A 23506-nucleotide genomic window follows, 5' to 3' on the forward strand; every position below is an offset into this window, starting at 1 on the left:
GCCATGTTCAGCCGTGATTTGACACTTGCCAAGTTCGACGCCGACCTTTTTGCCGCCATGGAGCAAGAAGCTCAGCGCCAGGAAGAACATATTGAACTTATCGCCTCGGAAAACTACACCAGCCCAGCGGTCATGGAAGCTCAAGGCTCGGTACTGACCAACAAGTACGCCGAAGGTTACCCAGGCAAGCGTTACTACGGCGGCTGCGAATATGTAGACGTGGTTGAGCAACTGGCCATCGACCGTGCCAAGGAACTGTTCGGTGCCGATTACGCCAACGTTCAACCCCACGCCGGTTCCCAGGCCAACAGCGCTGTTTACCTGGCGCTGCTGTCGGCAGGCGACACCATTCTGGGCATGAGCCTGGCTCACGGCGGTCACTTGACCCACGGCGCCAGCGTTTCGTCCTCGGGCAAGCTGTACAACGCCATTCAGTACGGCATCGACGCCAACGGCCTGATCGACTACGACGAAGTTGAGCGTCTGGCCGTTGAGCACAAGCCAAAAATGATCGTGGCCGGTTTCTCTGCCTACTCGCAGATTCTGGACTTCCCGCGCTTCCGCGCCATTGCCGACAAAGTGGGCGCTTACCTCTTCGTCGACATGGCTCACGTTGCCGGTCTTGTAGCCGCAGGCGTTTACCCGAACCCGGTGCCGTTTGCAGACGTGGTGACCACTACGACTCACAAAACCCTTCGCGGTCCTCGTGGCGGTCTGATTCTGGCCAAGGCCAACCCTGAAATCGAGAAAAAGCTGAATTCGGCTGTTTTCCCGGGTTCGCAAGGCGGTCCACTGGAGCACGTGATTGCAGGTAAGGCTGTTTGCTTTAAAGAAGCCCTGCAACCGGAGTTCAAGGTTTACCAGCAACAAGTGGTGAAAAACGCTCAAGCTATGGCGTCGGTATTCATCGAACGCGGCTTTGACGTGGTATCGGGCGGCACTGAAAACCACCTGTTCCTGCTGTCGCTGATCAAGCAAGACATTTCCGGTAAAGACGCTGACGCCGCACTGGGCAAAGCATTTATCACCGTGAACAAAAACTCCGTGCCGAACGATCCTCGCTCCCCGTTTGTAACCTCGGGCCTGCGTTTCGGTACACCAGCAGTCACCACTCGCGGCTTCAAAGTAGAAGAATGCCGTGAACTGGCGAGCTGGATTTGCGACATCCTCGACGACATCAACAACGAAGCTGTGATTGATGCTGTTCGCGAGAAAGTAAAAGCCATCTGCGCCAAGCTGCCGGTCTACGGCAACTGAGTGTCGATCGCTGAATAAAAAAGCCCGGCGTTGAGCCGGGCTTTTTTGTGGGCGGTGGTTTACTTGCGGGCCTTGAGAATTACAAACTTGGGTGTGGCCGCCACTTGCTCTACACCACGAAACAACTTGGCCAGCTTGCTGTGATAACCCAGATGACGGTTGCCGACGATATACAGCGCACCGCCGACGACCAGCGCATCACGGGCTTGCTGGAACATGCGCCACGCCAGAAAGTCACCCACCACTTGCTGCTGGTGAAACGGCGGGTTGCACAGCACCACGTCCAGTGAGTTTGGCTCTTGCCCGGCCAAGCCATCACCTGCCCGCACAATGACCTCACGCTCACCCAGAATAGCCTGCCAGTTTTCACGGGCGGACTGCACTGCCATAAACGACTCATCAACCAGCGTGTAGTGAGCCTCAGGATTGTTCAGCGCACTCGCAATCGCCAGCACCCCATTGCCACACCCCACATCAGCCACGCGGGCAGCCCCCAGGTTTTTGGGCAGATGGGGTAGAAAAGCGCGAGTACCGATGTCCAGCCCTTCCCGGCAGAAAACATTGGCATGGTTGAGCAGCTCAATCGCCGGTTCATCCAGCAGATAGCGAGTAGGGTAAGGCGAAACAAACGGTTGTTTAGCTTCAGGGGTAGCCATCAGCAGTCGGGCTTTTTTAACCGCCAATGATGCCTGTACCGGCCCGATATACCGTTCAAGCAGCTCACCTGCGGCGCGCGGCAAATGTTTGACCATCGCCCCCGCAATCACCTGAGCATTCGGCGCCAACTGGCCTTGCAGACGAATAAGCTGTTCTTCAAGCAGGGCCAGGGTTTTAGGGACGCGCACCAAAACGCAGTCGAAAGGGCCTGTTAATGGCTCACTGGCAGGGATAATCGTGACCGCATCAAATGCCTGGCCGTTGAGGACCAGATTTTTCTCCAGCGCCTGGATGGCGAGAAACGAGTCGCTGCTGCTGGTGACCTTCATCGTGGCCACAAGGCTGACTGCCAATGCGCCGAAGCTGTCATTGAGGATCAGCACCCGGCTACCAGCGGGTAGTCCCTGTTCGGCCAAGTGGTTCAGTAAATACTCATCTGCAGCATCAAAAGCCTGTAACGGCTCATTTTGCTGTTCAGGTTGGCGGATCAAACGGAGTTGAGCGAACGGGCTTTCAAGCACTGGCATTTATACAAACTCTGGGGCATCGAGACCCATGAAAATCGCCTTTGGGCGGTTTGACGGGCAATCGAGACCGGTGGGTTTTACAGGTGGCGCTGATTTTACTTTTTTTTAAAGCTAATTGCCTGATGCGATTTAACGCGCTGGCGAGGGAGACTGTTCACAGCGCACTCAACTAGATAAAACCGCGCTGAGTGGCGAGTACCACCGCTGACGTTTTATTGCTGGTGCCCAATTTTCTGATCGCACTGCTGATATGAAAATTCACGGTGCGTGTCGTCAGCCCCAAAATCATGCCGACATCCGAAGCGGTTTTGCCTTGAGCTGTCCACTTCAACACCTCTGCTTCGCGCTGCGACAAATGCTCCAGAGGCGTCTGAACCCTTTGTGCGGGTGAAAGCTCGGCCAATACGCCTCCATGCAATTGGTTGCACAGCCACAATACATCGGCTGCTTTTTCATCAAACTCTTCTTGAGTAATAGCCGTACTGCTTCTGGCCATGTTCAAAATACTGGTCCAGCCTTGAGTGTCATGCACTGCTTGCGACCAGCCATAATTCAGGCCGTGCGCCTGAGCTTGCCTCGAGAGCTCAGGAGTGTCTCGAAAAATGGACTCATCCCAAATAATTGGGTCAATGGAGCGCTGGCAATGACTGACTAAAGGATTGTTAAGAGAAACGTCAATACTTCTGTAAAACTCGATAAACTCATCTGAATAGTTAGAAACACGTTTTACACTCACATGAATGTTTTTAAGGTGAGTAGTGAAGCAAAAACAGAAGTATTCAAAACCATAGCACTGTATCTGTTTGAGGGTATATTCATACAAGTCGCTTGGATTTAGCTTGTTAACATATTGTTTTTCATCGGGTACGCACTTAATGCCCATGAAATAGACCCCTCCCTTGAGCACAACAAATAGAAAATCCCTACACCCGATATTAATAAACTCCGGTAGGAAATAACAATATATAACACCACCCATTAAACATTAATGATGAACGGATCAATATACGAGAAAGCTCTAAGAACAGCGCCAACTCGCTGACTTTATGGCGCCAATATTTTGTTTTCCCGGCAAGTTCTATAGGGCAAATACTCTAATTCCGGTTAACACTATTACTTATTAACTAGTTCGATAGTTAGGAGTTGCACCCCTGAAACACTGGATGCCCCTACCCCTTCTGGGTGTTCCCGCGAGCGGGTTTGCGCGACACTAGCTCCTCAGTCAACACGGAGCGCACCATGACCGACAGTGCAGACAAGTTCACATGCCAGACGCTGCTTGAGGTAAACCCTCTGACTCCCAGCCTGTTTACACTGCGTACCACTCGCGACAAAGGGTTTCGTTTCCGCGCAGGGCAGTTCACCAAGCTTGGGGTCACCAAGGCCGATGGCAGCACCGTATGGCGAGCGTATTCGGTTGTTTCATCACCTTACGACGAGTTTTTGGAGTTCTTTTCCATTGTGGTGCCAGGCGGAGAGTTCACCAGTGAGCTGAGCCGGCTCAAGGTCGGTGACACGCTAATGGTTGAGCGTCAGGCGTATGGCTATCTGACGCTGGACAGATTTATTGACGGTCGCGACTTGTGGTTGTTAGCCACGGGAACTGGGGTAGCCCCCTTTTTGTCGATCCTTCAGGACTTTGAGGTCTGGGAGAAATTTGAACGGATCGTGCTGGTCTATAGCGCACGCGAAGTACGCGAACTCGCCTATCAGGACTTGATCGCTGACCTGACCCAACGTGAGTACCTGGCCGAATATGCGCACAAGTTGACCTACATCCCGATAGTGACTCGCGAAGAAGTGCCCGGCACACTCAATGGCCGCATTACCACATTGATTGAAAGTGGTGAGTTAGAGCGTGCTGCCGGCGTTCAACTAAGCCCTGAGCACTCCCGTGTCATGCTGTGCGGTAATCCGCAAATGATTGACGACACACGCAAACTGCTAAAAGAACGCAACTTGCAACTAAGCCTGACGCGACGCCCAGGCCAGGTAGCCGTCGAAAACTACTGGTAACTCAGACCCTATAAATAACGGCGCCCTGAGGCGCCGCTGTTTAAACATACCGTTTAAGGTTTGTTGTTTTGTACTTTGAGCAAGTCGCGAATTTCACCCAACAGCTCTTCTTCTTTAGACGGCAACGGTGGCGCACTCGGCGCTACTGCTTCTTCACGTTTGAGCCGGTTGATGGCTTTCACGCCCATGAAGATAGCGAAGGCCACGATAATGAAGTCAATGACACTCTGGATGAACTTGCCATAGGCTAATACCACGGCAGGCGCATCGCCCGCTGCAGCTTTGAGGGTAATGGCCAGATCTGTGAAATCCACCCCGCCGATCAACAAGCCCAAGGGCGGCATGATCACATCGCCTACGAAGGAGGAAACGATCTTGCCGAACGCTGCGCCAATGATGATACCAACGGCCATATCGACCACGTTACCTTTGACCGCGAAGGCCTTGAACTCACTTATCACGCCCATAGGTTATTCCTTGTTACAGATGAGGTTGAGGGTGAAGTGTAAATCAGCCTGACTGATCTTGCCTGCCCGTCCTCTTTTATGCTCATAAATTGACCGCCAACGGTCAGCAGCCGTTTAAAAAACGGCTCGCTAAATAACCGTTTAGACGCGTCAGGGCCAGACCTTTTTTTCAATCGACTGTGTGCGACCTTTCTATTTAGAGTTTTCGGTCCAGGCCTCTAGCCTTTGTTCAGCGCCTTGATGCGCAGAAAATAATCAGAGGACTTACGCATGACCACCCCCCTAGGCTCAGGACTGCTTTCGCAGGGTCGCCTGCTGTGTGTTTTGAGCGCCGGCCTGCTGTCGGTTTCAGTTAACGCCGCCACCATGACGCGTGACAACGGCGCCGCTGTTGGCGACAACCAGAACTCTCAAACGGCAGGCGCCAACGGCCCTGTGATGCTGCAAGACGTGCAATTACTGCAAAAGCTCCAGCGCTTTGACCGCGAACGCATCCCTGAGCGCGTCGTGCATGCGCGCGGCACGGGGGCTCACGGTACGTTTACGGTGACCAACGACCTGAGCGACCTGACCAAAGCCAATGTGTTTGCCGCTGGCGTGACCACCCCCGTGTTTGTGCGCTTCTCGGCCGTGGTGCACAGTGCTCACTCGCCTGAAACCTTGCGCGACCCGCGTGGCTTTGCCACCAAGTTCTATACCGCCGACGGTAACTGGGACTTGGTCGGCAACAACTTCCCGACATTCTTTATCCGCGATGCCATCAAGTTCCCGGACATGGTTCACGCCTTCAAGCCTGACCCACGCACCAACCTTGATGATGACTCACGTCGCTTTGACTTCTTCTCCCACGTCCCGGAAGCCACTCGCACCCTGACCGAGCTGTACTCCAACGCGGGAACACCGGCCAGCTATCGCGAAATGGACGGCAATGGTGTGCACGCCTACAAATTGGTTAATGCCAAAGGCGACGTGCGTTATGTGAAGTTCCACTGGAAGAGTCTGCAAGGCCTGAACAACCTTGATCCAAAACAAGTGACTCAGGTTCAGGGGCAAGACTACAGCCACATGACCCATGATTTGGTCACGCACATCAACAAGGGCGACTTCCCTAAATGGGACCTATACGTACAAGTGCTCAAGCCTGAAGACCTGAAGTCTTTCGATTTCGACCCATTGGACGCGACCAAAATCTGGCCCAATGTTCCTGAGCGCAAAGTCGGTCAGATGGTGCTGAACCGTAACCCGGCCAACGTCTTCCAGGAGACCGAGCAAGTCGCAATGGCGCCGGCAAACCTGGTGCCTGGCATTGAGCCGTCTGAAGACCGTCTGCTGCAAGGTCGCGTGTTCTCCTACGCCGACACCCAGATGTACCGTTTGGGCGCGAACGCCATGCAGTTGCCGATCAACGCTCCACGTGTGGCGGTGAATAACGGTAATCAGGACGGCGCTATGAATGCCGGTCACACCACCACGGGTGTGAACTACCAGCCGAGTCGCTTGATGCCCCGTGAAGAACCGCAATCTGCCCTTTACAGCCAGATGCCCGTCTCAGGCACTACCCAGCAAGCGAAGATCCAGCGTGAACAGAACTTCAAGCAGGCCGGTGATCTGTATCGCTCATTCAGCAAAAAGGAGCGTCAGGACCTGATTGAAAGCTTCGGTGGCTCGCTGGCAACCACCGATGACGAAAGCAAGCACATCATGCTTTCGTTCCTTTACAAAGCAGACCCTGAGTACGGCACAGGCGTCACTAAAGTCGCCAAAGGCGATCTGGCGCGGGTTAAAGCGCTAGCGGCCAAGTTAGTGGATTGACTTTTTACCCTCACCCCAACCCTCTCCCAGAGGGAGAGGGAGCTGATATGCGGTGATTTTGAAGACGCATGCGGTCAGTCCCCCCTCCCCGCAGGAGATGGGGCCGATATGCGGTGATTTTGAAAGCGCATGCGGTCAGTCCCCTCTCCCTCCGGGAGAGGGCTAGGGTGAGGGGCTTTTGATCCAGTCACTTAACAGGCAGCTCAACATGAACATTTTTCTTTCCCTGGTCTTGCTGCTCGTCAGCAGCCTAAGCCTTGCAGATGAACCCGACGTGCCCACCCAACTGCAAACCTACTATTTCGACGCTGCCCGCCAAGGCGACGTGGAGATGCTCAATACCTTCATCGCCTCTCACTACCCGCTCGATGCGCAGGACGACAAAGGCTATACCGCGCTCATCCTCGCGGCCTACAACGGCCAGAGCAAGGCGGTAGAACAACTTCTGAACGCCGGTGCCAATGCCTGTGTTCAAGACAAACGCGGCAACACCGCCCTGATGGGCGCTATTTTCAAAGGTGAGTTGAAAATAGCCCGACGATTAATGGCCACCGAATGCAATCCCGATCAGCGCAATGGCGCCGGGCAGACCGCAGCCATGTATGCAGGCCTGTTCAAACGGATCGAACTGCTCAACGATTTGGCCCGCAAGGGCGCCGACCTGAATGCCGAAGATGCCGTGGGCAATACTGCCGCCCGGCTGGCGAATGGCGAAATACGCATGCCGGTATCGCACTGATCACAAGCAGGTGGGCTATCATCGCGTTTTTTCCGTGGAGTTCAGATGGCCAAGCCAAAGCGCATATACGGCTGCACCGAGTGCGGCGCAACCTTTCCCAAATGGGCCGGGCAATGCGGCGAATGCGGCGTTTGGAACACCTTGGTCGAAACGGTTGTAGAAAGCGGCGCCGCCGCGCCACCCAGTGGCCGCACCGGCTGGACGGGACAGCAGGCGCAGCTCAAAACACTGGCCGAAGTCAGCATCGAAGAGCTGCCACGCTTCTCCACCGCTTCCGGCGAGCTGGATCGAGTGCTCGGTGGCGGTCTGGTTGATGGCTCGGTGGTACTGATCGGCGGCGACCCCGGCATCGGTAAGTCGACCATTCTCCTGCAAACCTTGTGTCATATGGCCACCCGCATGCCAGCGCTGTACGTGACAGGTGAGGAATCTCAACAGCAAGTGGCCATGCGTGCCCGGCGTCTGGGTTTGCCACAAGACAAACTCAAGGTCATGACCGAGACCTGTATCGAAAGCATTATCGCCACGGCCAAGCTGGAAAAGCCCAAGGTCATGGTGATCGACTCGATTCAAACCATCTTCACCGAACAACTGCAATCGGCACCCGGTGGCGTATCGCAAGTGCGTGAAAGTGCGGCACTGCTGGTGCGCTACGCCAAGTCCAGCGGCACAGCCATTTTCCTGGTGGGTCACGTGACCAAAGAAGGCGCACTGGCCGGACCACGCGTACTGGAGCACATGGTCGATACCGTGCTGTATTTCGAAGGCGAGTCTGACGGTCGTTTGCGTTTGCTGCGGGCGGTGAAAAACCGCTTCGGCGCCGTCAATGAACTCGGCGTGTTCGGCATGACCGACAAAGGCTTGAAGGAAGTCTCCAACCCTTCCGCAATCTTTCTGACTCGCGCTCAGGAAGAGGTGCCGGGCAGCGTGGTCATGGCCACATGGGAAGGCACGCGGCCCATGCTGGTGGAAGTGCAGGCGCTGGTCGATGACAGCCATATGTCCAACCCGCGCCGCGTGACCTTGGGCCTGGATCAAAATCGTCTGGCCATGCTGCTGGCCGTATTACACCGTCACGGCGGCATTCCGACCCACGATCAAGATGTATTCCTTAACGTGGTGGGGGGCGTAAAGGTGCTCGAAACTGCCTCTGACCTGGCCTTGATGGCGGCGGTAATGTCCAGTTTGCGTAACAAGCCTCTGCCACATGATTTGCTGGTGTTTGGCGAAGTCGGGCTTTCGGGTGAAGTGCGGCCCGTGCCTAGCGGACAGGAGCGCTTGAAGGAAGCGGCAAAGCATGGCTTCAAACGCGCCATCGTGCCTAAAGGTAACGCTCCCAAAGAATCGCCGCCGGGCCTTAAAGTCATTGGTGTAACGCGTTTGGAGCAGGCGCTGGATGCGTTGTTCGAATAACGGTTAAAAAGTGCAGCGCCGCCTACCGAAAATCTGCAAAAGAAGGCTCTAGACCAACCTCAGGGGGTGGTCTTTAGTGCTGAGGGCGCTAAACTCCAGAGGCAATCCTTCTTGTCCAACTGGCCGGAATATAAAAATGAATAATAAAAATAGCTTGCTCCGCCACATCCCGTGGCTGGTGCTGGCAATTGTGGGAGCCTGCGCCCTTGGCGTAGTGGCATTACGCCGGGGCGAGGCAATTAACGCTTTATGGATCGTGGTGGCAGCCGTTGCCATCTATCTGGTCGCTTATCGTTATTACAGCCTGTTTATCGCCACCAAAGTGATGCAGCTGGACCCTTTGCGCGCAACGCCAGCCGTCGTTAATAACGACGGCCTGGACTATGTGCCAACCAATAAACACATTCTTTTCGGTCACCACTTTGCGGCAATCGCCGGAGCCGGGCCTTTGGTCGGGCCGGTATTGGCCGCGCAAATGGGCTACCTGCCTGGCACGCTCTGGCTGATCGCCGGTGTGGTACTGGCCGGGGCCGTGCAGGACTTCATGGTGCTGTTCATGTCCACCCGCCGCAACGGTCGCTCCCTGGGCGACATGGTGCGCGAGGAAATGGGCAAGATTCCCGGCACCATTGCACTATTCGGTTGCTTCCTGATCATGATCATCATCCTCGCGGTGCTCGCGCTGATTGTGGTCAAGGCACTGGCTGAAAGCCCGTGGGGCATGTTCACGGTGATGGCTACCATCCCGATCGCCATGTTCATGGGCATTTACATGCGTTACATCCGCCCGGGCCGCATTGGTGAAATCTCGGTTCTCGGCGTGCTGTTGCTGCTGGGTTCCATTTGGCTGGGGGGCCAGATTGCAGCCAGCCCGGACTGGGCCCATGTGTTCACCTTCACCGGTACACAAATCACCTGGATGCTGATCGGCTATGGCTTTGTGGCCGCAGTACTGCCCGTATGGCTGGTACTGGCCCCACGTGACTACCTGTCAACGTTCCTGAAAATCGGCACCATTGTTGCGCTGGCCATCGGTATTCTGGTCACCATGCCCGAGCTGAAAATGCCGGCACTGACCCAATTCATTGATGGCTCTGGCCCCGTGTGGAAAGGCGGCCTGTTCCCCTTCCTGTTCATCACCATTGCCTGTGGCGCAGTGTCGGGCTTCCATGCCCTGATCGCCTCGGGCACCACACCCAAACTGCTGGATAACGAAACCAACGCCCGTTACATCGGTTACGGCGGCATGTTGATGGAATCGTTTGTGGCCATCATGGCAATGGTTGCTGCTTCGGTGATCGAGCCGGGTGTGTACTTCGCCATGAACAGCCCTGCCGCAATTGTCGGTGGTGATGTGGTGACCGTGGCTCAAACGGTGAGCAGCTGGGGCTTTGCAATTACCCCGGATGCCCTGACAGCGCTGGCTCATGACATTGGTGAAACCACCGTTCTGGCACGTGCGGGTGGCGCTCCGACCCTGGCGGTGGGTATTGCTCAGATCCTGCACAACGTGTTGCCGGGCGAAAACACTATGGCGTTCTGGTATCACTTCGCCATTTTGTTTGAAGCCTTGTTTATCCTGACTGCGGTTGATGCGGGCACCCGTGCCGGGCGCTTTATGCTGCAAGACCTGTTGGGCAGTTTTGTTCCTGCTCTCAAGCGCACCGAGTCGTGGCCTGCCAACCTGCTGGCGACGGGCCTGTGTGTCGCCATGTGGGGTTACCTGCTGTACCAGGGCGTGATCGATCCATTGGGTGGCATCAACACCTTGTGGCCGTTGTTCGGTATCTCCAACCAGATGCTCGCGGGCATCGCGCTGATGCTGGCCACGGTTGTACTGATCAAAATGAAGCGCCAACGCTATATCTGGGTGACCTTGGTGCCTGCGGTCTGGCTGCTGATCTGCACCACGGTAGCGGGCTTTATCAAACTGTTCGACGCCAACCCTGCGGTGGGCTTCCTGGCCCTGGCCAAAAAGTACAGTACCGCGCTCGACGCTGGCCAAGTGATTGCCCCGGCGAAAAACATCGACCAGATGCAACACGTGATTATCAACGCCTACACGAACGCCGGTTTGACCGTGCTGTTTCTGTTCGTGGTGTTCAGCATTCTGTTCTTTGCGATCAAAGTGGGTGTTGCCTCGTGGGGCACCAAAGAGCGTACGGATAAAGAAGCCCCGTACCACACAATTCCGGACGCTTGAACATGTTCAATGACCTGAGTCGCCTCGGTAAATACCTCGGTCAGGCTGCCCGCCTGATGGTCGGCATGCCTGACTACGACAACTACGTCGAGCACATGAAAACCAAGCACCCGGACAAACCGGTGATGAGCTACGAGGCGTTCTTTCGAGAGCGTCAGGAAGCGCGTTATGGCGGCAAGGGTGGGCCAAAATGTTGTTAGCCCGCTAATCCGCGTTGCATGACATCAGTGGGAGCAGCCAGTCTGCTCCCCTTTTTTATTTCTGCTGTTCGGGAGACTTCAGCATGTCTGCGCCAATCCCCGTTACCATCCTCAGCGGTTTTTTGGGAGCTGGTAAAACCACCCTGCTGCGTCATTTGCTCAAGGCCGAACACGGGCTGAAAATCGCCGTGATCGAAAATGAATTCAGCGACGCAGGCATCGACACCCAATTGCTGGGCGACGAGCCTGTGCAAGTCATGACCCTGTCCAATGGCTGTGTGTGCTGCACCATTTACACCGACCTGACCAAAGCCCTGTACTTGCTCCTTGAGCGACTGGACAGTGGCGAGATCGCCTTTGATCGACTGGTCATTGAGTGCACCGGGCTGGCCGATCCGGCCCCTGTTGCACAAACCTTCTTTATTGATGAAGAGCTGCGCGAACGTTACCTGCTGGACGGCATTATTACCTTGGTGGACGCGGCCCATGCCGATGTCCATCTGGCGCAAACCATCGCCCAGGCGCAGATAGGCTTTGCAGACCGGTTACTGGTGAGCAAGCGCGACCTGGTGGATGACGCCACCTATGAAGCGCTGTGCGAGCGCCTGACGCGGATTAATCGCCGGGCACCGATTCGTGTGGTTGATCATGGTTGTATTGATCTGGCTGAACTGCTGGATGTGCGCGGGTTTAACCTAAACGCAGATGTGGGCGGCGGGCTGAACTTGCGCCCGGTGCAGCCGATGAAAACGGCAGATCGCATTTCAAGTTTGGTACTGCGTACAGAGACGCCCCTGGACATCGACAGCCTTAGCGCGTTTATGAACGAGCTGCTGGAGGAGCATGGGCCGCAATTGTTGCGTTACAAGGGCGTGCTGAACATTGCTGGTGAGGATCGGCGCTTGGTATTTCAGGGCGTGCTCAAGCTTTACGGCTTTGACTGGGACACCGAATGGGCCGAGGGTGAGCCGCGTGAGAGCGTGATGGTATTTATTGCTGATGACTTGCCAGAGGCCAAGATCCGCGAGGGGTTTGCACGGCTGGAGGGCTGAGTCGCGGCCTGCCCTCACCCCAACCCTCTCCCCAAGGGAGAGGGGGCTGATGTGAGTTGTTGCGCAAATCAGGTTTGGGCTTGAGTCCCTTCTCCCTCAGGGAGAGGGAGCTGAAGTGTGGAGTTGCGCAACACCGCTTGTGCTTTTAGTCCCCTCTCCCTCTGGGAGAGGGCTAGGGTGAGGGGCTCTTGACTGAAATAGAGGTCAGTGGCTCTTCATGCCCGCCGCGGTCATGAAGAGCCGGATCAGCATGGCAAATACAAACAGACTCGCCACACTGGCCGTCCAGATCAGTACCAACCAGCCAATGCGTTGCCACAGTGGCTTTTTCTCGGCCTCTTGCACCTCGTTCAGATAATCCTTGCCAGCCATGTTCATGCCTCCTATTGGGCAAAGGCTGCGGCCCTCAGGCCGCAGCGGCATTGACGTCTAGTGGTAACCGTCTTCGTGAGTCACTTTGCCCCGGAACACGTAGTAGCTCCAGAAGGTGTAACCCAGGATGAATGGAATGATGAACAAGGTGCCCACCAGCATAAAGCCCTGACTCTGCGGTGGTGCAGCTGCATCCCAGATCGAGATCGACGGCGGAATGATGTGTGGCCACAGGCTGATGCCCAAACCGCTGTAACCCAGAAAGACCAATACCAGCGTCAGCACGAACGGTGTGTAGTGAGCATTGCGGGCAATCGCCTTGATCAGTCCGTAAAAGGTGACCAATACCAAAATCGGCACCGGCAGGAACCAGAACAGGTTAGGCAAGGTGAACCAGCGGGCAGCAATGTCCGTATGGGTCAGCGGTGTCCACAGGCTGACAACCCCCATGATCACCAACAACGCCAGCGCCAGAGGTTTGCCCAACTTGTGCATGCTTGCTTGCAGCGGCCCTTCGGTCTTCATGATCAACCAGGTGCAACCGAGCAAGGCATACGCCACGATCAGCGCAAGCCCGCAGAACACGGAGAACGGCGTTAACCAGTCCAGCCCGCCGCCCGCATACTGGCGATTGACTACCGGAATACCATCAATGAAGGCCCCCAGTGCCACGCCCTGAAAGAACGTGGCAACCAGCGAACCGCCAATGAATGACATGTCCCAGATATGACGTTTCTCGGGGCGCGCCTTAAAGCGGAACTCAAAGGCCACACCGCGAAAGATCAAACCCATCAGCATCAAAATCAACGGCAAGTACAACGCCGACAAGATGACCGAATAGGCCAGCGGGAAGGCGCCAAACAGCGCGGCGCCGCCCAGAACCAACCAGGTTTCGTTGCCGTCCCAGACAGGCGCAACGGTGTTCATCATCACGTCACGGTCTTTCTCGCCCTTGATAAAAGGAAAGAGGATGCCGATCCCGAGATCGAAACCATCCATGACCACATACATCATGACGCCGAAGATGATGATGATTGCCCAGATAAGTGGCAGATCAATTCCCATGACTCAATTCCCCTTAGGCAGGCTGTCGCTATGGCCTTCTTCTGTACCCTCATGGGCAGCAGAAAGAGGACGTGCAGGCGTGCGCGGCTGACCTGGCCCACCTTCGTTATGTTCGTCACCTTCATGGGTAACAGGGCCTTTGCGCACCAGACGCATCATGTACCCCAGACCCACACCGAACAGCGAGAAATACACCAGCACAAACAGGATCAGAGTGACGCTCATCTGCGTAACGCTATGGTTGGACGAGGCATCTGCGGTACGCATCAGCCCGTACACCACCCACGGCTGACGGCCGATTTCAGTGGTGAACCAGCCTGCCAGAATGGCGATCAGGCCCGAAGGTCCCATCCACAGCACCAACCGCAAGAAGTGACGGTTGTCGTACAGCGTGCCGCGTTTACGCAACCACAGGCTCCACAGGCCGATAAAGATCATCAACATGCCCAAGGCAACCATGATGCGGAAGCTGAAGAACACGATGGTCGAGTTCGGACGGTCCGCAGCCGGGAAGTCTTTCATGGCCGGGATTTGTTCATCCAGACTGTGGGTCAGGATCAGACTGCCCAAATAAGGCACTTCGATCTTGTAGTCAGTGGTTTCGGTTTTCATGTTCGGGATGCCGAACAGGATCAGCGGGCTAGGCTCTCCGGGTTTGTTTTCCCAGTGACCTTCGATGGCGGCAATTTTCACCGGCTGATATTTCAAAGTGTTCAAACCGTGAGCATCACCGATGAAGGCTTGCACAGGGGCAACCACCAGGGCCATCCACATGGCCATCGAAAACATGCGGCGAATCGCTGGGGTATTACGCCCGCGCAACAAGTGCCAGGCCCCCGACGCACCCACAAAGAAGGCAGTCGCTACAAAGGCTGCTGTTGCCATGTGCGCCAGGCGGTACGGGAAGGAAGGGTTGAACACCACCGCCAGCCAGTCCACCGGAATCACTCGACCATCGATAATTTCGAAGCCCTGAGGGGTCTGCATCCAGCTGTTGGACGCCAGAATCCAGAAGGTCGAGATCAGCGTGCCGACAGCGACCATGATGGTCGAGAAGAAGTGCATGCCACGACCAACCCGGTTCCAGCCAAACAGCATAACGCCCAGAAAACCGGCTTCAAGGAAGAATGCGGTGAGTACTTCGTAGGTCAACAAAGGCCCGGTTACAGCACCCGCAAAGTCAGAGAAGCGTGACCAGTTCGTGCCGAACTGATACGCCATGACCAAGCCGGACACCACGCCCATCCCAAAGTTGACTGCAAAAATCTTCGACCAAAAGTGGTACAGATCACGGTAGGTATCGTCACGGGTTTTCAGCCACATGCCTTCGAGCACCATGAGATAACTGGCGAGACCGATGGTAATGGCGGGAAAAATAATGTGAAACGACACGGTAAACGCGAACTGAATTCGGGCGAGATCGAGAGCCTCCAAACCGAACATATGTCTTCCTCTATCAGGTATCAGGTCGTTCAGAACTCCGGCAGGACACCGGAATCCAACTGCCCAGCGGGCGATGGTTTTGGCGAATCAGGCTTCGCTCTCATAAACCAATACTCAAAGGGATCTGGCCGTCTGGCCACTCCAGTAAGCCTTTAAACGCTTTGATCTGGATCAAGCATTGAAGCAAGAGTAGTCCAATATCGGCATGACGCTAATGTGGTTTGTTGTCGCGTGACAGGTTGCCCCAGGCCTTGAAATAGACCGTTGCCGGAACTGTAAGAGCGCCAAAAGGACGCACTTTTTCATCGCCCTGACGACCCGTTTATACACGCGGCCAACCAAGTCATTGTTTGTTACATAAAAATGATAATCTTGGCATACCCCGCCCCTTGCCACGATGTCATCAATGACCAGCCAGCCTCTTTTGCTCCGTCACCACCGGCCGTTTGTGGCCTTTTGGTTTGCCCGTATCTTCACCGCCAGCGCCTTTCAAATGCTGACCGTGGCCATTGGCTGGAACCTCTATCAACTGACTGGCAGTGTGATGGACCTTGGCTGGGTCGGTTTGATCGAATTCGCGCCACGCCTTCTCTTTATGCTGCACACCGGGCATGTGGCCGATCGCTATGACCGGCGCAAAGTGGCGGCCCTGTGTCAGTCCTTGCAAGCCATGATCGCGTTGACCTTGGCGATCAGCAGTGCAACTGACCACATCACCCGTGAAATGATCTTTGCGCTGGCCTTTGCACTGGGCGCGGCCCGCTCTTTCGAGATGCCCGCAACCCAGGCATTACTGCCCTCGATCGTACCGGCCGAACTGTTCCCGCGTGCCGTCGCGGCGGCGCAGGCCGCACAACAGTCGGCCACTATTGTTGCGCCCGCGGTGGGCGGGTTGCTGTATGCGTTTGGCAGCGTGTGGGTGTATGGCCCCAGCGTGGCGCTGTACCTGATTGCGGCCCTGCTGATGAGCACCCTGCCCGCCCGCCAGTTACCGCTCACTAAAGCCAAGGCCACGCTGGACTCGCTGTTGGCGGGCATTCGCTTTATTCGCAGCCGTCCGGACGTACTTGGCGCGATCTCTCTTGATTTGTTTGCGGTGCTGCTGGGCGGCGCGACGGCATTGTTGCCGGTATTTGCCAAAGACATCCTGCTCACCGGCCCTTGGGGGCTGGGCATGTTGCGCTCGGCTCCGGCAGTCGGCGCTTTGCTGATGTCCTTATGGCTGGCCCGCTTCCCGGTGTACCGCAAGGTGGGGCGCGTCATGTTTACCGCCGTGGGCATATTCGGAGTCGCCACCATCGCCTTCGGGCTGTCGACGTCGTTCTGGTTTTCACTGGCCGTATTGGTGGTACTGGGCGCCGCAGACATGATCAGCATGGTGATCCGCGCTTCTTTTGTGCAGCTCGAAACCCCGGATGAAATGCGCGGCCGCGTCAGCGCCGTCAACGGGGTATTTATCGGTGCGTCCAATCAACTGGGCGAGTTTGAATCCGGTGTGACGGCGCATTGGCTGGGCACTGTGCCCGCTGTGGTGCTGGGTGGGGTCGGCACGCTGGTGGTCACGGGGCTGTGGATAAAACTGTTCCCTGGGCTGGCCAACCGCGACCGGATGGTGGAACCCGCTAAAAAGTAGCCCCCTCTCGTAGCAGCTGCCGAAGGCTGCGTCCGATTGCGAAGCGATCGCACACGTTGTTGACTTTACGACGACTGCGTCGCCGATCGCAGCCTTCGGCAGCGGCTACAGGTTTGCTAGGGCATTACGGCGGGCCTTGCCGCACAGCAGCTCCACCAGCGTCAGGGCAAAGGCCAGTGCCGCCGTCGAGCCTTGCGCCGTGATGCAGTTGCCATCGACTACCACGGGTTGATCAACGTAGTTGCACCCCGAAAGTTGATCGCTCACCGATTCAATGCAGGTCATGCGCCGTCCTTTAAGCACCCCGTATGCCTGCAACACCAACACGGGGGCCTGCGCAATGGCGGCATAAAAGCGACCTGCCCGTGCGTGTTCCTTAACCATTTGCATCACGGGCTGATGCGCCGCCAAATGCTCACACCCCACCACGCCACCCGGCAATACGATCAAGTCAAACGGCTGCGCCAGCAGGTCGACCAGCATGCCGTCGGCCGTCAGTCGGGTGCCTCGGGCGCAGGTCAACATGCGCCGCCCTTCGATACTGGCGACCACCACTTCGATTTCTGCCCGACGCAGCACATCGATCAGGGTCACGGTTTGCAGGTCATCAACACCTTCGGCTACAGGTATCAGGGCTCTATAGGTCATAAGCGTTCTCACACAGAGGTTCTGTGAGCTTAGGCCAGCTTCACTTTATAAACAGCCGCGCACCCAACCGAGTGTGCGGCGGCACCAGTGAGGTGTTACTGAACTCAAACCAACCTTCGTTTTTGTTACCCAGATCGAAGGTATACAGGTAACCCGTGGTGGTTCCACCCCGCTGACAGTCATCCAGCCCAGTGCCCCGGTTGCAAACAGGGGCACGAACACCGTCGATTTTCTGGCCATTGAGCGTCACATTCGGCTGGCCGCCATAGCCCCGTTCAAGCACATACACCTTGATATTCGGGCCATTGTGATCGCATCGGGTTTGCTCCCGAGCGTCGGAAACATCCTCTACGGCGCAGGTTCGCGACACCACCTTGAGAATTTCAACAGCACTCAACGGCATGGCCGGCGCAGCGTGCAACATGCCACTGGCCAGCAGCCCGAAAAAGACAATAAAACCTGTGAACGTACGCTTCATAAATCCCCCCAAAACTTGGCACGCAGTATGCCTGTGCCCTCCTCGTTACAAAACATCGCCCGCTGGGGTAACCAAGGCAGCCAGACGCCCACGCTGCTGGTATGATGCGCGGCTTTTTCCGAGCGACAGATAATCTTCAGATCCAAGAGGTCTGTGCTTTGCTGTTGAAAACGATTTAATTACGGCGCATTGGGCGCCACGGGGACTGGCATGCTGGAAAGGCTGTTTCAACTCAAGGCACACAATACCAACGTGCGCACCGAGATACTTGCGGGTATCACCACGTTTCTGGCGATGGCCTACATCCTGTTTGTGAACCCGAGCATTTTGGGTGATACAGGCATGGATAAAGGCGCGGTCTTTGTGGCCACCTGTCTGGCGGCCGCGATTGGCTCCGCTGTCATGGGCCTGATCGCCAACTACCCGATTGCCCTGGCGCCGGGTATGGGTCTGAATGCCTTTTTCACCTACACCGTAGTGCTGCACATGGGCCACACCTGGCAAGTGGCGCTGGGTGCGGTGTTTATTTCGGCGGTGCTGTTCTTCCTGTTGTCGATCTTCCGTATCCGCGAATGGATCATCAACAGCATCCCGCTGCCTTTGCGTTCAGCGATTGCAGCCGGCATTGGCCTGTTCCTGGCGCTGATTGCCATGAAAAACGCCGGCATTGTGATCTCCAACAAAGACACCTTGCTGAGCATGGGTGATCTGACCCAGCCTAAAGTCGTCCTCGCGTCCCTCGGCTTTGCCCTGATCATCGCCCTTGAAGCCCTGAAAATGCGCGGCGCCGTGCTGATCGGCATTTTGGCCGTGACCTTTGTTTCGATTCTGATGGGCGTGACCGAGTTTGGTGGCGTGGTGTCGATGCCGCCGTCTCTGGCGCCGACCTTCCTGCAACTGGACATTAAAGGTGCGCTGGACATTGGCTTGATCAGCGTGATCTTCGCCTTCCTGTTCGTTGACCTGTTCGACAACTCGGGCACCCTGATTGGTGTTGCCAAGCGCGCAGGCCTGATGGGCAAAGACGGCCACATGCCAAAAATGGGCCGTGCCCTGATCGCTGACAGCACCGCGGCCATGGCCGGTTCGCTGCTGGGCACCTCGACCACCACCAGCTACATCGAGTCGGCAGCAGGCGTGAGCGCCGGTGGCCGTACCGGTCTGACCGCTATCGTGGTTGGCATCATGTTCTTGCTGGCCTTGTTCTTCTCGCCACTGGCTGCCAGCGTTCCTGCCTTTGCTACTGCCCCGGCGTTGATGTTTGTGGCCGTGCTGATGATGAGTGGCCTGGCTGAAATCGACTGGGAAGACATCACCGTTGCCGCGCCGGTGGTCATCACCGCACTGGCCATGCCGTTCACCTACTCCATCGCCAGCGGCATCGCCTTCGGCTTTATTTCCTGGACGGTGATCAAGTTGCTGTCGGGGCGCGCCCGCGAGCTGAACGCGCCGTTGATCATTCTGTCGATTCTGTTTGTGGTCAAGCTAGGTTGGTTCCCCGCATGAGTGCTTTGCCGTTTGATGCTGCTACCTACGCCGTTGAGCTAGAGGCCAAGGCCAATCGTCTGCGCGAGTTGTTGGCGCCCTTTGATGCCCCCGAGCCTTTGGTGTTCGACTCGCCCCTCAAGCACTTTCGCCTGCGCGCCGAATTCCGTCTGTGGCGCGAAGGCGGCGAGCGTCACTATGCGATGTTCGCCCAGGACGACAAACGTACGCCGATCCTGATCGAAGACTTCCCGATTGCCAGCCTGCGCATCAATCAATTGATGCCGCAGCTCAAAGCCGCTTGGCAAGCCAGCGCGGCCCTGAGCCACAAGCTGTTTCAGGTGGAGTTTCAGACCACGCTGGCCGGCGATGCGATGGTCACTCTGTGCTATCACCGCCCGCTGGACGAGCACTGGCACACGGCTGCCGAACAGTTGGCCAAAGACCTGGACATCAGCGTGATTGGTCGCTCCAAAGGCAAGCGCACGGTGATTGGTCGCGATTACGTGGTCGAGAAGCTGGACGTGGCGGGTCGCACCTTCACTTATCAGCAGCCTGAAGGCGCGTTTACCCAGCCCAACGGCACGGTCAACCAGAAGATGCTCAATTGGGCGTATGAAGCACTGGGCGAACGTTCGGATGATTTGCTGGAGCTGTATTGCGGCAATGGCAACTTCACCCTGCCGCTGGCGACCCGGGTGCGCAACGTGCTGGCGACTGAAATCAGCAAGACCTCAGTGAATGCCGCGCTCAATAACCTGCGCGATAACGCTGTGGATAACGTCACACTGGTTCGGTTGTCGGCAGAGGAATTGACCGAAGCGTTGAATGACGTGCGTCCGTTCCGTCGCTTGCAGGGGGTAGACCTGAAGGGCTACGAATTTGGCAGCGTGTTCGTTGACCCGCCGCGTGCGGGCATGGACCCGGACACCTGCGAGTTGACCCGTCGTTTTGACAACATTCTGTATATCTCGTGCAATCCGCTGACATTGGCCGAGAACATTGCCCAACTGCACGATACGCATCGTATCGAGCGTTGCGCCGTGTTTGATCAGTTCCCGTGGACTCACCACATGGAGTCGGGTGTGTTGCTGGTTCGTCGGTAAGGCACCGCTACCCTCACCCCAACCCTCTCCCAAAGGGAGAGGGGGCTAATGTGTGGTGATTTTGAAGCCGCGTGCGGTCTGCTTTAAGTCCCCTCTCCCTCTGGGAGAGAGAGCTGGTTCTGTGTCATTACGCAAACCTGCTTTTGCTTTAAGTCCCCTCTCCCTCTGGGAGAGGGGACTGGTTCTGTGTCATTACGCAATCTGCTTTTGCTTTAAGTCCCCTCTCCCTCTGGGAGAGGGCTAGGGTGAGGGTTTGCTTTTAAGCTTTTAGATAGCGCAACACCGAATCACAGATCATCTCCCGATGACGCTGTTTGATCTGATCATCCGACAAGTCGATCTGGAATATCTCACCCAGCGTGTAGCGGTTCGACACCCGATAAAAACAGAACGAACTGACCAGCAGGTGAACGTCCAGTGCATTTAGCCCTGCCCGAAAAACACCCTGCTCAACGCCTCTGCGTAATACCCCGTCAAGCGCCTGCACAATCGTGTCGTTGGTCGCCTTGATCCCTTCCGAACGCTTGATGTACTCGCCCTTGTGAATGTTTTCGACACTGACCATCCGCACAAAATCAACATGCTGGTCGTGATGGTCGAAGGTGAACTCCACCAGCCGATGAATCGCCTGCACCGGCTCAAGCTCGTCGAGAGGCATCTGGCTCTCAATGCCCCTGATGTCCCCGTATAACTTCTCCAGAACCTCAACGTAGAGCTGCTCTTTACTGGTGAAGTAGTAATAGATCATGCGCTTGGAGGTACGCGTGCGCTCGGCGATGGCGTCCACCCGCGCACCGGACAAGCCTTGCTGGACAAACTCCACCAAGGCTTCCTGAAGGATATTTTCCCGAGTCTTTTGCGGGTTGTTCTTACGGCTTTTACGCGGTTCGGCAGCCGCAGCTTGCGCGTCGGCTTCTGGTTTCAAAGTCATTGGAGGCTCACGGCCATCGAAAGATGGCGGCGATTATGGGCCGCCCCGACCTGCGAGGGAAGACGCCCATCGTATGAGTCCATGCCTTTACAGCTTGGCCTGGCGAACAGCGCCGCTGCGTGATTTGGCCATAGCCGCCAAACGCACCGCCACGTTGGCCGCACCATAACCGGCATAGCCGTTTTTGCGCTGTAGCAGCTCGAAAAAGAATCGCCCTTCAAATGGCTCGGTGTACACATGGAACAACTCGCCACCCTTGGCGTCACGGTCATACAGCACGTTGTAATAGGCCAACTCGCTCAAAAACTCATCATCAAAATCAAAACGGGCCGCCAAGTCATCATAGTAGTTGAGCGGGATGTCGAGTAACGGTACGCCCGCCTCTTTGGCGCGGCTGACTTCAGCAAACAGGTCGTCGCATTCAAACGCAATGTGGTGCACGCCCGAGCCGCGATAACTCGACAAGGCATGGGAAATGGCTGTGTTTCTGTTTTCGGAAATATTGAGCGGTAAACGGATTGAGCTGCATCGGCTGCGCAGCGCACGGCTTTTAACCAGACCGTAAGGGTCGGGCAACACCACTTCATCGTCGGCCTCGAAATCGAGCACGCTTTTGTAAAACAGCACCCAACTGTCGAGGCTATCCGCCGGCAACGCCATCGCCATATGGTCGATACGCTTGAGCCCGGCCTGCGGTGTAATGGCAGCGCTCAAGTTGAAGTCCGACTCGTACAACGGTTTACCGGCAGCGTCTTTGTCTACCAGGTAAATCAGGCTGCCATCGGGCGCACGCACGGCCGCCAACTCCAGCTCATTGGGCCCGACCAACCCACGGTAGGGCTGGCCCTTGTACGCCACCGCCCGCGCCAACGCGCTGGCACTGTCTTGCACCCGAATCGCCGTGGCACACAACGAAGGGCCGTGGGCTTCAAAGAAGTTATGGGCAAATGAATAGGGCTCGGCATTGAGGATCAGATTGATTTCGCCCTGGCGCAGCAAACTGACATTTTTCGAGCGGTGCTGCCCCACTTTGCTGAACCCCAAGCGCTCCAGCCAGTGGGTCAGTTTGGCGCCCTGACTTTCATCCACCGCGAATTCGAGGAACTCGACACCGTCGTAGTCGCTGGCCTTGGGCGGCGCAAACAACGGCTCCAGGACGGGCGCCGGAGCGGCCTGTTCAATGAGCCGCTCGCGGGTTTTCTCTTCGAGATAGAGCAACGAACGGAACCCGTCGGCCGCATTGGCACGGGTCGGCGCGGCGCGAAAACCGTCGTTGAAGATTTCCAGCGATAACGGCCCGGTGTAGCCAGTTTCAATGATCGGCGCCAAAAAGCCCGGCAAGTCGAACTCGCCCTGCCCCGGAAAACAGCGGAAATGGCGACTCCACTCCAGCACATCCATCGCCAGAATCGGCGCGTCGGCCATTTGCACAAAGAAGATTTTGTCACCGGGGATCTGTGCAATCCCAGACGGATCACCCTTGAGCGACAAGGTGTGGAAGCTGTCGAGTAACACGCCCAGATTCGGGTGGTCGATCTGGCGAACCAGGTCCCAGACCTGTTGCCAGGTGTTGACGTGTCGCCCCCACGCCAGCGCTTCGTAGCCAATGCGCAGGTCGCGCGCGCCAGCACGCTCGGCCAGCAGGCTCAGGTCATCCAGCAGAATCTGCCGGTCGCCCACTGAGTCGGCGGCCGCGTTACTGCACACCAGCACCAGATCAGTGCCCAACTCCTGCATCAAATCGAACTTGCGCTCGGCGCGATCCAGGTTGCGTGCCAGCCGATCACGGCGGCAGCCTTCAAAGTCACGAAAGGGCTGGAACAGGCTGATGGTCAGCCCCAGATCGGCACACATCTGGCGTATTTCACGCGGGCTGCCGTCGTAATACAGCAGGTCATTCTCGAAGATTTCGACCCCGTCAAAACCCGCCGCCGCGATGGCGTCCAGCTTTTCCGGCAGGGTGCCGCTCAAGGAAACAGTGGCAATCGAGCGCTTCATTTAT

The 23506-nt window shown here is 56.5% G+C and carries 21 protein-coding genes; 11 read left to right on the forward strand and 10 right to left on the reverse strand.

The genetic code is table 11. The annotated features are described in order from the left end of the window. Window positions 1–3 precede the first annotated feature (3 nt). Window positions 4–1257, forward strand: a complete 1254-nt coding sequence (gene glyA, locus FJD38_RS06055) for a serine hydroxymethyltransferase (protein WP_122785861.1) — start codon at window positions 4–6, stop codon at window positions 1255–1257. A gap of 59 nt (window positions 1258–1316) precedes the next feature. Here the strand turns inward: glyA and FJD38_RS06060 are convergent, their stop codons facing one another. Together FJD38_RS06060 and FJD38_RS06065 are read right to left on the reverse strand one after the other, a co-directional pair. Then, the gene (locus FJD38_RS06060; protein ID WP_146384356.1) at window positions 1317–2441 is read right to left on the reverse strand and encodes a methyltransferase; all 1125 of its coding nucleotides are present in this window, start codon (window positions 2439–2441) and stop codon (window positions 1317–1319) included. A gap of 169 nt (window positions 2442–2610) precedes the next feature. After that, entirely contained in the window at window positions 2611–3324 is a 714-nt protein-coding gene (locus tag FJD38_RS06065) for an autoinducer binding domain-containing protein (protein ID WP_146384358.1), read from the reverse strand. Between the two features lie 356 nt (window positions 3325–3680). Here FJD38_RS06065 and FJD38_RS06070 point away from each other — a divergent pair, with 356 nt between their 5' ends. Continuing rightward, window positions 3681–4457 carry a ferredoxin--NADP reductase gene (locus FJD38_RS06070; protein WP_146384360.1) on the forward strand — a complete coding sequence of 259 codons (777 nt, stop codon included), beginning with the start codon at window positions 3681–3683 and terminating at the stop codon, window positions 4455–4457. Between the two features lie 53 nt (window positions 4458–4510). Here the strand turns inward: FJD38_RS06070 and mscL are convergent, their stop codons facing one another. Further along, window positions 4511–4924: a large-conductance mechanosensitive channel protein MscL gene (gene mscL, locus FJD38_RS06075; RefSeq protein WP_122785864.1), complete on the reverse strand. Its 414-nt coding sequence runs from the start codon at window positions 4922–4924 to the stop codon at window positions 4511–4513. A gap of 270 nt (window positions 4925–5194) precedes the next feature. Here mscL and katB point away from each other — a divergent pair, with 270 nt between their 5' ends. From katB to yjiA, 6 genes are all read left to right on the forward strand, one after another. Next, the gene (gene katB, locus FJD38_RS06080; RefSeq protein ID WP_146384362.1) at window positions 5195–6736 is read left to right on the forward strand and encodes a catalase KatB; all 1542 of its coding nucleotides are present in this window, start codon (window positions 5195–5197) and stop codon (window positions 6734–6736) included. A gap of 208 nt (window positions 6737–6944) precedes the next feature. Beyond that, the gene (locus FJD38_RS06085; protein ID WP_146384364.1) at window positions 6945–7475 is read left to right on the forward strand and encodes an ankyrin repeat domain-containing protein; all 531 of its coding nucleotides are present in this window, start codon (window positions 6945–6947) and stop codon (window positions 7473–7475) included. A 45-nt stretch (window positions 7476–7520) separates the two neighbouring features. After that, window positions 7521–8888, forward strand: a complete 1368-nt coding sequence (gene radA / locus FJD38_RS06090; protein ID WP_146384366.1) for a DNA repair protein RadA — start codon at window positions 7521–7523, stop codon at window positions 8886–8888. Window positions 8889–9024: 136 nt separating this feature from the next. Further along, complete coding sequence (locus FJD38_RS06095; protein WP_122785868.1) at window positions 9025–11091, forward strand: carbon starvation CstA family protein; 2067 nt, start codon at window positions 9025–9027, stop codon at window positions 11089–11091. Between the two features lie 2 nt (window positions 11092–11093). Next, window positions 11094–11291, forward strand: coding sequence for a YbdD/YjiX family protein (locus FJD38_RS06100; RefSeq protein ID WP_122785869.1), 198 nt, complete (start codon window positions 11094–11096; stop codon window positions 11289–11291). Window positions 11292–11374: 83 nt separating this feature from the next. Continuing rightward, the gene (gene yjiA, locus FJD38_RS06105) at window positions 11375–12343 is read left to right on the forward strand and encodes a GTPase (protein ID WP_122785870.1); all 969 of its coding nucleotides are present in this window, start codon (window positions 11375–11377) and stop codon (window positions 12341–12343) included. Window positions 12344–12547: 204 nt separating this feature from the next. Here the strand turns inward: yjiA and FJD38_RS06110 are convergent, their stop codons facing one another. From FJD38_RS06110 to FJD38_RS06120, 3 genes are read right to left on the reverse strand one after another with little or no spacing between them, the layout of a single operon-like run. Next, window positions 12548–12715 (reverse strand): DUF2474 domain-containing protein, encoded by a 168-nt coding sequence (locus FJD38_RS06110; protein ID WP_122782260.1) that lies wholly within the window; start codon window positions 12713–12715, stop codon window positions 12548–12550. A 57-nt stretch (window positions 12716–12772) separates the two neighbouring features. Then, window positions 12773–13780: a cytochrome d ubiquinol oxidase subunit II gene (cydB, locus tag FJD38_RS06115; protein ID WP_146384368.1), complete on the reverse strand. Its 1008-nt coding sequence runs from the start codon at window positions 13778–13780 to the stop codon at window positions 12773–12775. Between the two features lie 3 nt (window positions 13781–13783). Further along, window positions 13784–15223, reverse strand: coding sequence for a cytochrome ubiquinol oxidase subunit I (locus tag FJD38_RS06120; RefSeq protein ID WP_122782258.1), 1440 nt, complete (start codon window positions 15221–15223; stop codon window positions 13784–13786). 406 nt (window positions 15224–15629) lie between these two features. Between FJD38_RS06120 and FJD38_RS06125 the strand changes: the two genes are divergently transcribed. Then, window positions 15630–16856, forward strand: a complete 1227-nt coding sequence (locus tag FJD38_RS06125; RefSeq protein ID WP_146384370.1) for an MFS transporter — start codon at window positions 15630–15632, stop codon at window positions 16854–16856. Between the two features lie 105 nt (window positions 16857–16961). Here FJD38_RS06125 and FJD38_RS06130 read toward each other — a convergent pair whose 3' ends face one another. Together FJD38_RS06130 and FJD38_RS06135 are read right to left on the reverse strand one after the other, a co-directional pair. Continuing rightward, entirely contained in the window at window positions 16962–17504 is a 543-nt protein-coding gene (locus tag FJD38_RS06130) for a DJ-1 family glyoxalase III (protein WP_146384372.1), read from the reverse strand. A gap of 40 nt (window positions 17505–17544) precedes the next feature. Continuing rightward, entirely contained in the window at window positions 17545–17982 is a 438-nt protein-coding gene (locus tag FJD38_RS06135; protein WP_146384374.1) for a DUF4879 domain-containing protein, read from the reverse strand. Between the two features lie 210 nt (window positions 17983–18192). Here FJD38_RS06135 and FJD38_RS06140 point away from each other — a divergent pair, with 210 nt between their 5' ends. Next, on the forward strand, window positions 18193–19488 hold the full coding sequence (locus FJD38_RS06140) for an NCS2 family permease (RefSeq protein ID WP_146384376.1): 1296 nt from the start codon (window positions 18193–18195) through the stop codon (window positions 19486–19488). Further along, on the forward strand, window positions 19485–20573 hold the full coding sequence (gene trmA, locus FJD38_RS06145) for a tRNA (uridine(54)-C5)-methyltransferase TrmA (protein ID WP_146384378.1): 1089 nt from the start codon (window positions 19485–19487) through the stop codon (window positions 20571–20573). The genes FJD38_RS06140 and trmA overlap by 4 nt, the downstream gene beginning before the upstream one ends. 259 nt (window positions 20574–20832) lie before the next feature. Here trmA and FJD38_RS06150 read toward each other — a convergent pair whose 3' ends face one another. Further along, window positions 20833–21504, reverse strand: coding sequence for a TetR/AcrR family transcriptional regulator (locus FJD38_RS06150; RefSeq protein WP_146384379.1), 672 nt, complete (start codon window positions 21502–21504; stop codon window positions 20833–20835). 87 nt (window positions 21505–21591) lie between these two features. Next, window positions 21592–23502 carry a 3-dehydroshikimate dehydratase QuiC gene (gene quiC, locus FJD38_RS06155; RefSeq protein ID WP_146384382.1) on the reverse strand — a complete coding sequence of 637 codons (1911 nt, stop codon included), beginning with the start codon at window positions 23500–23502 and terminating at the stop codon, window positions 21592–21594. Between the last annotated feature and the right edge of the window lie 4 nt (window positions 23503–23506).

Source organism: Pseudomonas saxonica (assembly GCF_007858365.1).
Taxonomy (GTDB): Bacteria; Pseudomonadota; Gammaproteobacteria; order Pseudomonadales; family Pseudomonadaceae; genus Aquipseudomonas; species Aquipseudomonas saxonica.